The following is a 15,860-nucleotide window of genomic DNA, read 5'->3' as shown; positions in this document are numbered from 1 at the left end:
TTAACGCTTGTTTTGTTTTGAGTTGAGGTTAGTTAGCAAAACAGTAGACAGTTTAATCACCGTTTATTAGCGGAAGCTAAGGTTAACTTGACTTGAGCCCCAATATTGTCGATTTCAACACGATAATCAGAATCTATATTGCGATATTTCAATAATATGCAACGCATTTCGGCGTTGAATCCAGGCATTCATTATTTGATTGTCACAATAGATCTTTTTATACTTGACCCTGTTTACTATACGGTATGGTTAACCGTAAGTAATAAGAGTATATTGTTGGATCTGCGTCATTAACATCATCAATGACGTATATGGATATAGATGGTAGCTAAGGAATGCTCATGTCGCTTGAAATCGTTGGATTATTGATTTTCATCTTATTGTTAATCATTGCTTTTTTGCTGTTTTTTAACCTAAACCGATACCGTCAGCAGCAAGCAAAAAAGATGATATTAGATACCTATGAGCTTATCCTTGATCAAGTTGATGCTTATATTTATTTAAAAGACACTCAATGCAAATATGTTTATGCGAATCAACTAACGCTTGACTACTTTGGTGTGACGCTTGAAAAGCTAAAGGGCACTTCCGATAGCGATTACTTTCCCGCGAATGTTGTAGATATTTTGCACGTGAATGACACTAAAGTGCTTAACTCGCAAAGTAAACTCTCTGACGATATTATTGTTGATACCCCAGCCTCGCTCATTGTATATCACGAAGTTAAACAACCCTTATATAACCATAAAGGCACATTAATTGGCCTCATCGGTATTTCTACCGATATTACCGCTGCTTATCATTTACGTTCAAAACTAGAGCGACTTGCTAATACCGATCCGTTAACGGGTTTGTTTAATCGTCGTTCATTTACGTCTTTTTGCGAACATGAGTTTTTTCGTGCTACTCGCTATTTTCAACCATTCTCGTTAATGATCATTGATATTGATTTATTCAAAAATGTGAATGATACCTATGGCCATTTAGTGGGTGATGAAGTGATTAAGCGCGTTGCCAATATATGCAATGAACATATTAGGGAGGCCGATGTATTGGCTCGAATTGGCGGTGAAGAGTTTGCTATTTTATTACCCGATACTGATATTGACTCTGCTTATATCTTGGCTGAACGGTTAAGAGAAGCTCAACAACAGTACGACGAACAAAAAGCTCCTTCGATAACCATTAGTATTGGCGTTGCAACCTTACGTTCTCAGGATAAAGCATTTTTAGAGATATTTAAGCGGGCAGATAAAGCGTTGTACTCATCAAAAAATATCGGTCGCAATAGTGTCAATGTCGCGTAATGGCAAGTGCTTGATAACCATTTCAGTCAGATGGCAAAGTGGGATTTCATCGCGTTTTATTCTCTTCAAACAATGCGGCGGCATCACGTAATCGTTTATAGACCTTAAAAATTGTTAATTTAAGTTGCGCGCAATTAGTTATCGTGATTATCATATAGCTAAGCAAAACAAATTAAACTCAAAATTTTGAGTCATTTTGTGCGTTAGAACTCAATATGACTAGGCAGTTTTAGCCTAAATTGATCCAGCTGTCGTTTTAGATCGGTGATTTCAGACATTTCGATACCGCATTGTTCAAGAATACATAGGTGGATTTGTTCTGCTTGGGGCTGCAGTTGATGACCTTTTTCAGTTAATTGCATGCACAAGGTCCGTTCATCTAAGGGCTCGCGAATGCGCTTTAGCAGGCCATCAGTTTCGAGACGTTTTATGACCGGTGTTAATGCACCCGATTGCTGCCCGAGTTTGCTGGCCAAGGTTTTTAAACTTAGACCATCTTGCTCCCAGAGGACTAACATCGCCAAATATTGAGTGTAAGTTAGCCCAATAGAGTCTAGTAACGGTTTGTACAGTTGGGTAATAGCCAATGACGTTGAATAAACAGCAAAACACAACTGATTTTCGAGTAATAGATGTTTGTTTTTATTCATATCAATCGCTTAGCTCGCAAAGTTGTTGATCATATTTGAATTGATCAACTTAAGTAAAAAGATCGTATTATTTGGCCTCGGTTGTTTATTGTACCAGTGTTTGGTTGATATCAGTATTACAGCGGTAATCAACTTTTAACAACCGAGGTCATATTGTCTTCTCAAGTACCACTTTATGGTGCTTATGTTATTTAAAGGACACAAGATGAACACTCAAAATCGTCGTATAGTACTTGCCAGCCGTCCACAAGGTGAGCCAGTGGCTAATAATTTCCGTTTAGAAACCGTCAACAAACCTGTACCAGCAGAAGGTGAGGTGTTATTGCGCGCGGTGTATTTATCGCTTGATCCTTACATGCGTGGCCGTATGAATGACGCCAAATCATATGCAGATCCAGTAGCAATTGACGATGTGATGGTGGGCGCGGCGGTATCACAAGTGGAAGAGTCTAATCATCCTGATTATAAAGTGGGTGAGTGGGTGTTAGCGTTTGGTGGTTGGCAAGATTATTTGGTCTCTAATGGTGAAGGACTGATGAAATTGGGCGATAACCCAAGCCATCCTTCTTATGCGTTGGGTATTATGGGCATGCCAGGCTTTACTGCGTATATGGGGCTATTAGACATTGGCGCGCCTAAAGCGGGCGAAACCGTTGTGGTTGCTGCAGCTACTGGGCCTGTTGGCGCAACGGTTGGCCAAATTGCTAAGTTGAAAGGCTGTCGAGTTGTTGGTATCGCCGGTGGCGCAGAAAAATGTCGCTACGCAAAAGAAGTATTAGGCTTTGATGAATGTATTGACCATAAAGCGGCTGATTTTGCGCAGCAACTGGCAACGCATTGTGATAACGGCATTGATGTGTATTTTGAAAACGTTGGCGGCAAGGTGTTTGATGCGGTAATGCCATTACTCAACACTGGTGCTCGAGTGCCAGTGTGTGGCTTAATTTCTCAGTACAACGCGACCTCGTTACCGGATGGTCCTGATCGTTTGTCATTACTGATGGGCACTTTGCTGGTTAAGCGCATTAAGATGCAAGGCTTTATTATTTTTGACGATTATGGCGACCGCTATCCAGAGTTTGCCAAAGATATGGGCCAATGGCTTGGTGAAGGTAAGATTCAATATCGTGAACAAATTGTCGATGGTCTTGAAAATATGACTACAGCCTTTATCGGGCTATTAAAAGGCGAAAACTTCGGCAAGGTTGTCATTAAAGTAAACAATCCTCTGTAATCTAAGTGATTACAACTAAACATACAGTATTTAAGGAATCACTATGAAAGTATTAATGGTATTAACTTCGCACGATAAATTAGGCGATACTGGCGAGAAAACCGGTTTTTGGTTAGAAGAATTAGCGGCTCCATACTACGCATTTACCGATAAAGGTGTTGAGGTAGTGCTAACATCTCCTAAAGGTGGTTTACCGCCATTGGATCCTACAAGTGATAAAGTTGATTTTCAAACTGACTCTACGCGTCGTTTTACAGCCGATACTAAAGCGCAAGCATTACTAGCCAATACACTCACATTGGCATCAATTGACGTAGCAGATTATGACGCGGTATTTTATCCAGGCGGTCATGGTCCATTATGGGATTTAACCAATGACAAAGACTCTATTGCATTAATTGAACAGTGCTACAAAACAGATAAACTTTTAGGTTTAGTATGTCACGCACCGGCTGCACTTAAGTACCCTAAAAAGCCAGACGGAACGCCACTCGTTGCCGGTAAAAATGTCACTGGTTTTACTAATGGTGAAGAAGAAGCTGTACAGTTAACTAACGTTGTACCGTTTTTAGTTGAAGATATGCTGCAGCAAAATGGCGCGACTTATTCTAAGGGTGACGACTGGCATCCATATGCAGTAGTTGACGGTAAACTCGTTACCGGTCAGAACCCTGCATCGTCTGAATTAGTGGCAGAGAAAATGTTAGCTTTACTAAGCTAATCTGCTGTTTAGTTTAGTGGTTACAGTTAACTGTAACTCGAAATAACAGAATACGTAGATTGATAGAAGCAAACCCAGTGAGTTGTTCATTGGGTTTATTTTTTATCACTAACAATACAAGGATGGCTTAATGATTAAACTACATCATTTAAATAAATCACGTTCAAAACGCATTATTTGGTTATTAGAAGAATTGGGAGTGGACTATGAGCTGGTTGCTTATCAGCGTGATACAACCACATTTTTAGCGCCAGAGTCGTTAAAAGCGGTTCATCCATTAGGTAAATCACCAGTATTAGAAGCGAGCGGTTATACCATTGCTGAGTCGGGCGCGATTACCGAGTATTTAATTCATACCTATGGCGCTGATAAACTGATGCCAGCACTCGGCACAGCAGATTATATCGATTACTTACAATGGATGCATTTTGCTGAAAGCTCAGCTGCTTTGCCACTATTGCTGAAAATTTTTGTTAAAATGGATGGCGCAGAAACCCGTTTTATCGGTGGATATGCCGATGCAGAAACGGCAAAAGTCATCAGCTATGTTAACGACCGCTTAGATGGTAAGTCATACCTAGTTGGTAACCGTCTTAGCGGTGCAGATATTATGATGTCGTTTATTGCAGAGCTTGTTGGCCAAAACGGTGAGTTTGACAAGTATCCTAATATTGCTAAGTACTATCAACAACTAATGAGCCATGCATCGTTTAAAAAAGCGATGCAAATAGAAGCTGAACACGATCGTTAATGATTTAATTGTATCGGCACTAAAAAGACGAACTGAGTTCGTCTTTTTTCATTTAGGTGTGAGTGCTGTTAATTCACATCGACTTATCTTTTATGATGTTTTTTACGTTGTTCGGTAAGCCTGATACATTATAAGTAGTGGTATCTTTTGGTTAAAGTTTGTTCGTTATCATACTAAGGTGTTAGTATGGTGATCGTGTTTTTGTGTAAAAAAAAGGCTAGATTATGTCGACTTTATCTGATGAAGAGCTCGCTTATTTTAGCGGTGTATTTTCGCCAGAAGATGACAGTACCGATAATGCTTTATCGAGACATTCATTAAGTGTTGCGACTGAAATACCGCAAGTGCTTGCTCATATTTTGGGGAATGCCAAATTAACCTTATTGGCAGAAATTAGTTATTACCGTTTATGGTTTCCGTTAACCTTAAAGCAAGATGAGCTTGGGCAATTTTTGCCGGAGTTGGGTATTCCTGAAGTGATTGATATGCGCGGCGGTGAACGTAGCTGGCGGCTCAATAATGTCAAAAATATAAAAGTCATTGATAACGATACGGCTAAATTTGTTGAGGTACTCTCTTTATCGAGTTCAGGCATGACCATTAAAGTGCCGCAAGAGCTTAACGATAAAGTGCCACGCTTAACACAGCTAATTTTACCTAATGGTGTGCACCTCGATATGGTGTTTGAACCGGTACGAACTGAAAATGGGGTAATGGCAGCAAAAATTAGTGCTGAAGGCGAATCCCGTGAAATATTGCGTCAATTTTTGTTTAGCGAACATAAGGCTAAGTATTCGCACCTTTACAAAAATATTAACCGCTAACCATAAAATCTTTGGCTAACATGGTTTTAACGGCATTGATAAATTCATCATCACTTTTTGCCTGAATTAATTGGCACAACTCATCACCTACAGTGGTAAATCGATAATACGTAAATAATAAGTGCTGATGCTTAGGTTTGAGCGACAAAGTGGCATTACACATAGTTAACTGAATATGTTCACTACTGCTTAATAGTCCGGTTTCAAACTCGCTTTTATGTAAAATTCCCGCATCGACTAAGGTAAGAATACTCGAATAAGGTAAGCCGAATTGGGACAGGCCGAAGTTAGTGTGAGTATGCTTACGAAAATATTGTTTCATCCCACCATTAATACGGTAACTACTGAGTAATTTAAATCTGGGCTCGGTATTAATTTTAACTGACATGCCTAAGGCTTTTTCAAATATCAGTGCTTCTCGAAACGTCAGTTGCAGTAATACCGCTAAAGTTCTAAGGCTAAAGTTACCTGGATTAACGACTTCACTGGCTAAAATTCTGGCCCACAAATCCTGCATTTTACGGTTATGAATTTGTTCAGCCATTTGAAAAAATTGATAGCGCCAATCTGGATCTAATTCGACTCCTGTTACATCGGATGGGGTGTAATTGAGTGCTAAGGCAAAAATGCTTTCAAGGTTGGTCTGATGCTGGCTGAGTTGCTTGCGTTGACGGTGCTCAGCACGCTCGGCAACGGAGGCTGTTGAAGGGCGATAATCTTCCTCGCTGGCTAAGCCGATAATGCGCCCGAGTAATAAGGTTTTTTTGCGTGCGGACACTTGAGTATTGTCATCTTGTGTTGCCGTCACATCAATATCAGTCATCATTAACTCCCTTTATGCATTACACTTTCGCCATGTTTGTATGGTATGACATCTGTGCTAAATCTTTTAGTGTTTTGTCATTAACGGTGACCATAAGGCTTCTTTACCAGGCTCCGGATGACGCGGCACATTGAATGCTAGTGCGAGTGAGCATACGGCAAACCCAGTGCCTATGAAGAATACTGCTTTAGGCGAACTGAGCCATAAAATGCCTAATAAAACAGGGATAATTACCGCGGCAATATGGTTAATGGTAAAGCTGACCGACATGGTTGAAGCAATATCTTGTTTATCGGAAATTTTTTGAAAATAGGTTTTCATCGCAATCGCCATAGCAAAAAGCAGGTGATCAATCACATACAATCCAGCCGCAATATTAGCGTCGCTGACATAAGCGTAACTACTGAAAATAATCACTAAGCCAACGTATTCGATAATTAACGCGTTACGTTCCCCCATTTGGCCAATAAAGCGACCAATGGTAGGGGCAAAGAGTAAGTTAACGACATAGTTAATTAAGAATAAAGCGGTGATTTCAGACACCGAATAGCCAAATTTTTCAACCATCATGAAGCCAGCAAACACCATAAAAATTTGCTTGCGCGCTCCAGAGAAAAAGGTTAGTAAATAATAAAGCCAGTAGCGTTTTCTCAGTATTAAGTGTTTGTGTTGAATGGAGCCTATGGCAAAACGAGGAAAATACACTGCCATAATGAACACCATAACTAATCCACATCCGCCAATAATGCTATACATCCAGATGTAATCTAGACTCAGCCAGTTCATTATTAACCAAATTGACCCATAGCCGACAAGTGCTGCAGCGGAGCGCCACGCTAACGCTTTGCCCATAAAGCCAGGTGCATCGGCTTTATCTACCCACTGTAACGTAAGCGATTGATTTATTGTCTCAAAATAATGAAATCCAATCGACATGAGTATCGTTGTTAAATACAACCCTATGACATCAGGAAACCAGCCGGTAATTCCCACTCCAACGCACAATAGTGCCAAGGATGATAAGGCAAAAGTTTGCTCTTTGATCAGCAGCAATACAAACACCGCGGTAAAAGCTAAAAATCCAGGTACCTCTCTTAAACTCTGCAGTAATCCAATCTCAGCGCCAGTGAATGCGGCGCGTTCAATAACAAAGTTATTTAACAAAGCCTGCCAAACTGCAAACACCATGGACATTACAAAGGTCATCCATAGCAGCAAATGTTGTGGATTAGTGCGCTCAATACGGGCCGATTTACCACTAAAGAGGGCAGTATTACTGATGTTTGACATTGAAAGTACTCGGTTTATAGGAGGTTTTTTTGATTGTTGTTTTCCATAGTGACATAAAACGGTTTGTTAAGTGAAATGTAATTTAGTGTAAATAAAATTGCTAATCTTAATGTAAATTATAATGCGAATGGTTATCGTTTGGTGTATGGTTGTTGCGTTTTTTGAGGGAGTATTAACGTGACGTGTCGGAGAAACAGATGAATAGAAAGTTAACCTTGTTGGCAGTATCTGTGGCAAGTGTATTGGGTTTGAGTGGGATGCCTAATGCTCAAGCTGCAACGAATACCGAAACATTAGCCAAAGCCATTGCCAAGCAAGAAGCTGAAATTACGATATTGAAACAGCAGCTTGCTACATTAGCAGCCGAACAAAAACAACAACAGCAGCAAAACAAACAAGTGGCGACTCAAGTTGACACTGTGGTGCAACAGGCCACTAAAGCGCAAGACCGATTGAGCCGTTTTAGCTTTAACTCATATGGCAGCGCTGTTTACACCAGTGATGAATATTTCGATAACGTACAAGATACATCCGCAGAGCGACGTAGTCGTACTGATTTAGAGCGGATTGTGACCGAGTTTGGTTATCAGTTCACTGATGATTGGAGTATGGAAGTTGAAATTGAATATGAGCATGGTGGCACTGGCACCTCACTAGAATATGACGGCTTTGATGAATTTGGTGAGTTTGAATCCGAAGTTGAAGCGGGTGGCGAAGTGGTGGTTGAAAAAGCGGAAATTCGTTACCGTCCATCAAAAGCCTTTGGGGTGAAATTCGGTAACATTCACTTGCCTATTGGCTTATCGAGCATGTTACACAAACCTAATCAATATCTTACAGTGCAACGTCACAAGAGTGAAGCTGCGATGATGCCAACCGTTTGGAACGAAAATGGTATTGGTGTTTACGGAGAGGTTGCCGATTTTCATTATCAGGCACAAGTTGTCAGTGGGTTAAACTCTGAGTATTTTCGCACTTATGATTGGGTGGCATCAGGCCATCAAAAACGCTTTGAAGAGGTGAATGCTGACGACTTGGCATTTGCTGGCCGTATTGATTATGGCAATTTCAAAACCGGCAGTGCAGTCGGCGTGGCTTATTACTACGGTAATACCAGTGGTAATCGCCATAAGAGTAACAAACTCGATGTTGATGGTGCTCTTAGCATTGTGTCTGTTGCCGGAGCCTTTGTTGAAGGTCCATGGATCCTCCGCGGTCAATATTTATATGGCTCGTTAGACAATGCTGACGCTATTACCCAAGCTAATAAAACCACCCCAGGTTTACGTCCAGGTAATTTTGCCCAACTGGGTTCAGAGTCGCAGTCGTTCTTTGTTGAGGCGGGCGTCAAACTTGATGAATGGTTTGATATTCCGATGACCGTGTTTGCCAATATCGATTATTCCAATCCACTTATGGCCGTTGAAACGGGCACCGCAACCAAGCGTTATGAAAATACTTGGAGCAGTGTGGGTATTAACTATTTCCCGATACCTGAAATTGTGATTAAAGCCGAAGGTGGTCTTCATCAAGTGGCTGTTGCCAGTATTCCTGACACCAATTTCTTTGCTTTAGGTGTGGGATATCAGTTCTCGCTATAAGCAAATTTAATTTTTCGACCTATTTTTTGATCTGTTTTTTTACATGGAGTTTTATTATGCGTTTTAACTACACTGCAATCTCACTAGCACTAGTGGCAACATTATCCGCGTGTGGCGGTTCAGGCTCGGATGACACTAGCACCCCGACAACCCCAACTACACCACCAACCGGTTTTAGTTTTGTCGCGACAGAAATGATCACTAACTTAACCGATGATGTGATTGTGGCTGGTTATGCTGATTTAGCGGCAAAAGGGGATGCCTTATTATTGGCAACCCAAACCTTACTTACCTCAACGGTACAAGCCGATTTAGTGGCTGCACAAAATGCGTGGAAGTCGGCTCGTCAACCTTGGGAGCAAGGGGAGTCGCATATCTTTGGCCCAGTCGACTCATTGAGTATCGACCCGCATTTAGACAGCTGGCCGTTAAACACCACTGACTTACAAACCCAGTTAGCCAACAGCAATGGTTTTGATGCCGACACCATTAAAGGTTGGAATGATGATGTTCAAGGTTTTCATACCATGGAATATCTGTTGTTTGGCGATGGTGTTAACAGCAACACAAAGTTGATTGCAGATCTTAGCACCAAAGAGCGTGAGTATTTAATCGCCTTAGCGGAAGTGTTCCGCGATTACACCGCGCAATTAGACGATGCTTGGCAAGTGAGCCATAACCCACAAGATGCTAACGCCAAACCTTATGCCGAGTTGCTTAAAACTCCTGGCGATGCCACTAACACTATTTACTCTTCTCAGTTGGCGGTTATTGAAGAATTGATCAACGGCATGATTGGTATTGTCGATGAAGTGGGTAACGGTAAAATTGCCGATCCATTCGGAGAGTCATTAACCACGGCAGACACCTCTAAGGTGGAGTCGCAGTATTCGTGGAACTCACTAACCGACTTTTCAAATAACATCATTGGTGTACGTAACGTTTATCAAGGTGAGTTTACGGGTGGTGCTGATAAGCAAGGTTTAATTGATTTTGTAACAGCAGCTGATGCGACTTTAGCTACGCGTGTCGCCAGCGAAATTGATGATGCCATTTTAAAAATTCAAGCCATTTCGGGTAGCACTAGCATGCCGTTCCGCCAAGCGATTCTCGATGCTGATGGCCGAGCTAGAACCCAAGTCGCCGTGGATGCATTAACAAAGTTACAAACGACGCTGCAGTCAGATGTGCTGCCTTTATTATCTGATTGGAACTCATAATTTAACTGTTACCGTCTCAATAAGGCCATGGAACGACCTTATTGAGAGGGTAAGTGTGACCCAAAAAATAGAGACTCAACTCATAACAAGGTCGCATTACTGCTACATAAACTCAATTTTAGTGTGAATGTGTGAGACAAAGATGAACAAATTATTACGACAACCTTATTGGTTTGTAGCATTACTGGGGCTTAGCCTAAGTGCTTGCGGTGGCAGCGGCGATGATGAAACCTCGCCAGACCCCATTGATCCGGTAGTGACTTATCCTAGCTATACCTTAATTGTTGCTTTAGGCGGTGACACCACAACATTCGATGCCAGTAACTCTGGCCATGGCTTTTCAACGCCATCGTTAAATTTAACGGCAGATGAACTCGCGTTACATTTACGAGGTGATACCAACTTTGAAGTCTCGTTTACTACAGCGCCGAATGATCAACACCCTGAGCTTGATGGTTTAGGCCCTGTATTTAATAATGCTGACTGTAATTCTTGCCATCAACGCGATGGTCGAAATTCCACTCCCTTTTTGGCCGCAGATGAAACTCGGGTAAAACTGGGTTCGGCAGCGGGTATTTTCTTACGTATCAGCAAAGCTCCCGCTGAGCCTTGTAGTGTAGGAACTGCAGATAATAATTACTGTGCGCCGATTAAAGTGCCAGATTTTGGTGACCAGCTATTTCATCGCGGAGTATTAAAAGCGCGCCCTGATTGGCAAGACAATGCATTTGTTGGTCAAGCAGATGTGTATTTGTCTTATGAGCGACATGATGAAGTGTATGCCGATGGACGCACCATTAGTTTGAAGAAGCCTATTTTCGCGGTCGAAAATCCATATGATGCACCAGGCGAAACCAAACAAAGTGCCAATGTAACTTCAAATCTATTACAAGATGATGTGTTAATGGGTTGGCGTAACGGCATGCCTGTGTTTGGTTTAGGGTTGCTAGAAGCAATACCTGAGGCAAGCATTCTCGCCAATGTTGATGCTGATGACAGTAACAAAGATGATATTTCTGGACGGGCTAATTGGGTATTTGATGCCATAAAAGCACAAAATGGTGACAGTACACCCGTGTCTTTAGGTCGCTTTGGTTGGAAAGCGAATACTCCAAGTGTGCGAGTACAATCATTAGGTGCATTACGTGGCGACATTGGTATTACTAACCCGTTATTTCCTGATGAAAGTATTGTTGGCACCAGCTTACATGATTCATATTTAACACGAACTGGGTTTGTTGATACTGGTGAAGATGTTAATGGTGCGCCTGAGGCCAGTGCAGAGTTCAGTGATTCTGTGGTATTTTATGCCGAAACATTAGCGGTGCCAGCCAGACGTAACGTTGATAAAACGGCAGTGCGCGAAGGCGCTCGGTTATTTGAACAACTCAATTGCAGCAGTTGTCATACGCCGTCGTTTGTGACCAAAACTTCAGGTGATATTGGCGGATTACCGATGAGCGAAAGCTTAAAAGGCCAAACTATTTATCCCTTTAGTGACCTGTTGTTGCACGATATGGGTGAAGGACTGGCAGATGGTCGTCCAGACTTTTTAGCCGACGGTAACGAATGGCGTACTCGACCATTGTGGGGCATAGGCTTAACCCAAACGGTTAATCCACAAGCCGGATTTTTGCATGACGGCCGCGCAGCAACCTTGGAAGAAGCCATTTTGTGGCATGACGGAGAATCTAAAACGTCTAAGCAAGACTTTATGGCATTAACTCAAACAGAGCGTGATCAGGTAATCGCCTTTTTACAGTCGTTATAAATTGCTGTAGAGCTCAAATACCTTAGGGTCTGTAGATCTTTCAAGGTTTTTTTGCAGCGAATTGTTGGTCATTACTTACACATGAGCTACAAGGCAGAGGCTTTGTAGTGTAGTTATTCTACATTAAGAGCTGATAACGCAGTAGAAATGACCAACAAACGCTGCCCGAAGGGTTCGGCTAAAAACGTTTTACTCTTTGTTGAGCGAATTTTGCTTAGATTGCTAGGCAGCAATCCACTCGCCTCGATTAAAATATTTTTATCTCGAACGAAATTTAACCAGCAAAGTTCAGCAGACCCTAGACATTTATGCCTAGGGTATTTTTTTGCGCGGCTGTTCACATTGCATTACGGTAGTTCATATTGAAGTAATTGTGGATGATGATGACGTGATCTGTTTCATGTAAATTTTCGCGCCAGTGGTCTAAGATACTGTATTACTTTTAAATGATTTCATTCGAGGTCAGCATGAGCCAAATTTTACTGATCCATTCAAGTGTCCATGGTTACACTCAAAAAATATGTGAATATTTACAGCGTCAACTGGTTGAGCAAGGCGAGCTGGTCACGGTCGTATCCTTAGCGGAAGCTCCCGATTTAGCCCTATTTGATAAAGTGTACATTGGCGCCAGTATTCGTCATGGCAAACATCGCCCAGCCCTGTATCAATTTATTGAAGATCATCGAGCGGAATTGGACGGCAAACCCAGTGGTTTTTTCTCGGTGAGTTTAGTGGCGCGCAAACCCAATAAAAACACGCCGCAAACTAACAGCTATATGCAACAGTTTTTAAGTCAAAGCCCTTGGCAGCCAAGGTTATTACAGGTGTTTGGCGGTAATTTAGATTACCAAGGTTATGGTGCCATGGACCGGAATATTATTCGGTTTATTATGTGGCTAACCAAAGGGCCGACAGACCCTAATACCAAAGTTGAGTTTACCGATTGGCAAAAAGTTGATGAGTTTGCTCAGCAAATAATAGAGGCATAATTAATGGTACTAAAGCCGTTATGGCAGCGTATTGAAGCAGTATTGCATCCATTGATGATATTGATGTCGTTGTTATTAATTTGCACCAGCCCATGGATATTAATTGGACGTCAATTAAGTCCTCGCGCCAGTGTTTGGGATGTATTTCATGTTTATGGTGGCTTGTTTACCACATTGTTAGCATTGATGTTTACTTATAAAGTGTGTGCGGCCGGGCAGTGGCGGCAGTTTTTTCCTTGGCTTACCTTTGAGTTAACGCCATTGCTTGCAGATGTGCGAGGGTTAGTGCACGGTCAATTGCCACATTCTGGTGGTAAAGGTTTAATCAGTGTCATTGAAGGCATTGGGGTTATTTTGTTACTGCTGGTGGTGTGTAGCGGAGCCGGTTGGTACATAGCAGATCCTAGTAATGCTTTAGCATGGCGCGGTTATCATATTGTGTTTGCTCAGGGGTTTATTGGCTTTATTGTGCTTCATTGTTTATTGGCTCTTTTACATCTTCGCGATTTTTTTAATTAACTGTGCCTGAGTCGCTGGCAAACCGGCATTGTCATCAGCATTGTCATTAGCATTGTCATTAGCATTGTCACCAGAAGAATGGCTTAGTTCAAATCGACTCATTATTGGGTATTCAATTGCTGAAACCAATTTAACGTAAACTGAATAAAACTGCTTAGCCTTGCGGATTGTTGTACCAACTGTGGGTGAATTAAATAAGTGGTCGATGCGTTCATGGTTTCTGTGGTTAAGATTGCCTGTAATGTGCCTGCTTGTATTTCTTTATCGACTAAATACTCTGGTCCGACAATAATTCCTCGACCCAATAATGCCAGCTGTTTAAGCATATGATTATCGTTAACACTCAAGTAGCTATTGATTAATATCGGCTGAGCATTGAAGGTCCAGTGAGTTTGTTCTGTTGCCGTTAGGCATTGGTGATGTTGCAAATCCTCAATCGAATTGGGCGTGCCGTGTTGTTGAAGATATGCAGGGGCCGCACAACAGATTTGCTGATAATCAAATAATTTTTTAGCGACCATGTTTTGCGGTGGTGTTGCGGTAGCCCTAAATGCGAGATCAAAATCGTTACGGGTTAAGTCGTGCAGGGTATAGCTGCAATCAATACTAAAATGTACCTGCGGATGCAATTGCGTAAACTCATGGCAAATATTAAGCAAATGCCGTTGAGTGAGTTGGCTGGGCGCTGTAATGCGGATCCGCCCTGAGATATCGTCGTTGTCGTGACGAATTCTTTTGTCTAGCATGAGTAAGTCGGCTTTCACTTGTCCCATGCTCGATAAAATCATCTCACCTTGTGGCGTTAGCCTTACACTGCGTGTTGTGCGTATGAGTAATGGTCGGCCTACTTCTTTTTCGAGTTGCCTAATCTGCTCAGATAAATATCCTCTCGATATCCCTAATGAGGCAGCCGCTTCGGTAAAGCTAAGTTGTTTGGCGACTTCGCTGAATAAGAATAATCGCTCAAATTTTTTGTGTTCACGGCTCATGATTATAACCATCAATAATATTTTATAGAGAACTGTAATCTGTTATTGGTAGATATACCAAATAATGATTTTGCTTTTTACGGTTCATTTTTATGCAGGATCCAATACACTCATATTCATTACCATTATAAAAAGAGCATCAATATGACGGGTTTACCCTTAACTGAATTTTTACCAAACGTTAGCCCTATTGTTTATGGCTGTATGGGACTGGGTGGCGGTTGGAATAATAATGCGATTACTCAAGCGGATATTCAGCAAGCCCATAAGGTCATTGATACTGCGCTGGATAACCAAATAAACTATTTTGATCACGCAGACATTTATACTTTTGGCAAAGCAGAGTCCGTTTTTGGCAAGATATTAGCTCAGCGCCCTGAGTTGCGTGAAAAAATATACCTGCAAACCAAGTGCGGTATTCGATTTGAAGACAGCAAGGGCCCTAAGCGTTACGACTTATCAGCAGAGTGGATTAAGTATTCTGTTGATAACAGCCTCAAGCAACTCAATGCCGAATACCTTGATGTATTAGTGCTTCATCGCCCAGACCCGTTAATGCGACCAGCAGAAATTGCCGAAACATTTCAACAGCTAAAGTCTGCTGGTAAGGTACGCTTTCTGGGTGTTTCGAATATGCAGCAACATCAAATTAGCGCGCTGCAGCGTATGCTTGGTGAGCCATTAGTGGTAAACCAAATTGAAATGAGTTTGCAAAAACACGCATGGGTAGACGAAACCATTTATGCGGGTAATCAAGACGGCAAAGACATCAACTTTACCCCTGGTACGTTAGAGTACTGCAATCAACATAATATACAAATTCAGGCGTGGGGCAGCTTATGTCAAGGGATTTACAGTGGCATAGCAACAGCGGAGCAGTCGACAGCCGTGCAGCAAACCAGCCAGCTTGTTGCTACGTTAGCCGCTGAATATCACACTAGCCCAGAAGCCGTGTTATTAAGTTGGTTAATGCAGCATCCTAGCCAAATTCAACCTGTTATTGGCACCACCAACCTTGAGCGTATTAAGGCTTGTGCAAAAGCCACTAACGTCTCGTTAAGTCGCGAGCACTGGTATGCATTGTATGTAAGCGCTAAAGGACATGAGTTACCTTAATCATCACTACAGCATGTTTGAGCAATACCCGAGCATTTCTCGATGCCATTCAATT

General features: G+C 41.9%; 16 protein-coding genes. 11 read left to right on the top strand and 5 right to left on the bottom strand.

Annotated features, from left to right (window positions below):
• Positions 1-341 precede the first annotated feature (341 nt).
• A complete protein-coding gene (locus AAEY94_RS19515) occupies positions 342-1,307 on the top strand; it encodes a sensor domain-containing diguanylate cyclase (protein WP_182744683.1) in 966 nt (321 codons plus the stop codon).
• A 203-nt stretch (positions 1,308-1,510) separates the two neighbouring features.
• On the opposite strand, the gene AAEY94_RS19510 is transcribed toward AAEY94_RS19515, so the two are convergent.
• Positions 1,511-1,957 (bottom strand): MarR family winged helix-turn-helix transcriptional regulator, encoded by a 447-nt coding sequence (locus AAEY94_RS19510; protein ID WP_101085935.1) that lies wholly within the window; start codon positions 1,955-1,957, stop codon positions 1,511-1,513.
• A gap of 205 nt (positions 1,958-2,162) precedes the next feature.
• Here AAEY94_RS19510 and curA point away from each other — a divergent pair, with 205 nt between their 5' ends.
• The 4 genes from curA (at position 2,163) to AAEY94_RS19490 (ending at position 5,487) form a co-directional block, all read left to right on the top strand.
• Entirely contained in the window at positions 2,163-3,191 is a 1,029-nt protein-coding gene (curA, locus tag AAEY94_RS19505) for an NADPH-dependent curcumin/dihydrocurcumin reductase (protein WP_101085934.1), read from the top strand.
• Between the two features lie 43 nt (positions 3,192-3,234).
• Positions 3,235-3,912: a type 1 glutamine amidotransferase domain-containing protein gene (locus AAEY94_RS19500; RefSeq protein ID WP_194956143.1), complete on the top strand. Its 678-nt coding sequence runs from the start codon at positions 3,235-3,237 to the stop codon at positions 3,910-3,912.
• Between the two features lie 130 nt (positions 3,913-4,042).
• Positions 4,043-4,663, top strand: coding sequence for a glutathione S-transferase family protein (locus AAEY94_RS19495; protein WP_101085932.1), 621 nt, complete (start codon positions 4,043-4,045; stop codon positions 4,661-4,663).
• Positions 4,664-4,887: 224 nt separating this feature from the next.
• Entirely contained in the window at positions 4,888-5,487 is a 600-nt protein-coding gene (locus AAEY94_RS19490) for a hypothetical protein (RefSeq protein ID WP_101085931.1), read from the top strand.
• On the opposite strand, the gene AAEY94_RS19485 is transcribed toward AAEY94_RS19490, so the two are convergent.
• Together AAEY94_RS19485 and AAEY94_RS19480 are read right to left on the bottom strand one after the other, a co-directional pair.
• Positions 5,477-6,310 (bottom strand): TIGR03899 family protein, encoded by an 834-nt coding sequence (locus tag AAEY94_RS19485; RefSeq protein WP_101085930.1) that lies wholly within the window; start codon positions 6,308-6,310, stop codon positions 5,477-5,479. The genes AAEY94_RS19490 and AAEY94_RS19485 overlap by 11 nt on opposite strands.
• A 66-nt stretch (positions 6,311-6,376) precedes the next feature.
• Positions 6,377-7,516 (bottom strand): MFS transporter, encoded by a 1,140-nt coding sequence (locus AAEY94_RS19480; RefSeq protein WP_502959413.1) that lies wholly within the window; start codon positions 7,514-7,516, stop codon positions 6,377-6,379.
• 281 nt (positions 7,517-7,797) lie between these two features.
• Here AAEY94_RS19480 and AAEY94_RS19475 point away from each other — a divergent pair, with 281 nt between their 5' ends.
• From AAEY94_RS19475 to AAEY94_RS19455, 5 genes are all read left to right on the top strand, one after another.
• Positions 7,798-9,201 carry a porin family protein gene (locus AAEY94_RS19475; RefSeq protein ID WP_101085928.1) on the top strand — a complete coding sequence of 468 codons (1,404 nt, stop codon included), beginning with the start codon at positions 7,798-7,800 and terminating at the stop codon, positions 9,199-9,201.
• A 56-nt stretch (positions 9,202-9,257) separates the two neighbouring features.
• Positions 9,258-10,421 (top strand): imelysin family protein, encoded by a 1,164-nt coding sequence (locus tag AAEY94_RS19470; protein WP_101085927.1) that lies wholly within the window; start codon positions 9,258-9,260, stop codon positions 10,419-10,421.
• Between the two features lie 142 nt (positions 10,422-10,563).
• A complete protein-coding gene (locus AAEY94_RS19465; protein WP_101085926.1) occupies positions 10,564-12,192 on the top strand; it encodes a di-heme oxidoredictase family protein in 1,629 nt (542 codons plus the stop codon).
• Between the two features lie 467 nt (positions 12,193-12,659).
• Positions 12,660-13,181, top strand: coding sequence for a menaquinone-dependent protoporphyrinogen IX dehydrogenase (gene hemG, locus AAEY94_RS19460; protein ID WP_101085925.1), 522 nt, complete (start codon positions 12,660-12,662; stop codon positions 13,179-13,181).
• Between the two features lie 3 nt (positions 13,182-13,184).
• Entirely contained in the window at positions 13,185-13,700 is a 516-nt protein-coding gene (locus tag AAEY94_RS19455; RefSeq protein WP_101085924.1) for a cytochrome b/b6 domain-containing protein, read from the top strand.
• On the opposite strand, the gene AAEY94_RS19450 is transcribed toward AAEY94_RS19455, so the two are convergent.
• Positions 13,674-13,802 carry a hypothetical protein gene (locus AAEY94_RS19450; RefSeq protein WP_277949079.1) on the bottom strand — a complete coding sequence of 43 codons (129 nt, stop codon included), beginning with the start codon at positions 13,800-13,802 and terminating at the stop codon, positions 13,674-13,676. The two genes, AAEY94_RS19455 and AAEY94_RS19450, sit on opposite strands and share 27 nt — an antisense overlap.
• Complete coding sequence (locus AAEY94_RS19445; protein WP_101085923.1) at positions 13,802-14,689, bottom strand: LysR family transcriptional regulator; 888 nt, start codon at positions 14,687-14,689, stop codon at positions 13,802-13,804. The genes AAEY94_RS19450 and AAEY94_RS19445 overlap by 1 nt, the downstream gene beginning before the upstream one ends.
• Positions 14,690-14,833: 144 nt before the next feature.
• Between AAEY94_RS19445 and AAEY94_RS19440 the strand changes: the two genes are divergently transcribed.
• Positions 14,834-15,805, top strand: a complete 972-nt coding sequence (locus AAEY94_RS19440; protein ID WP_101085922.1) for an aldo/keto reductase — start codon at positions 14,834-14,836, stop codon at positions 15,803-15,805.
• The last annotated feature ends 55 nt before the right edge of the window (positions 15,806-15,860 follow it).

Source organism: Shewanella sp. AC34-MNA-CIBAN-0136, from assembly GCF_040309945.1.
GTDB lineage: Bacteria > Pseudomonadota > Gammaproteobacteria > Enterobacterales > Shewanellaceae > Shewanella.
This window is presented reverse-complemented; position numbering and strand designations above follow the sequence as displayed.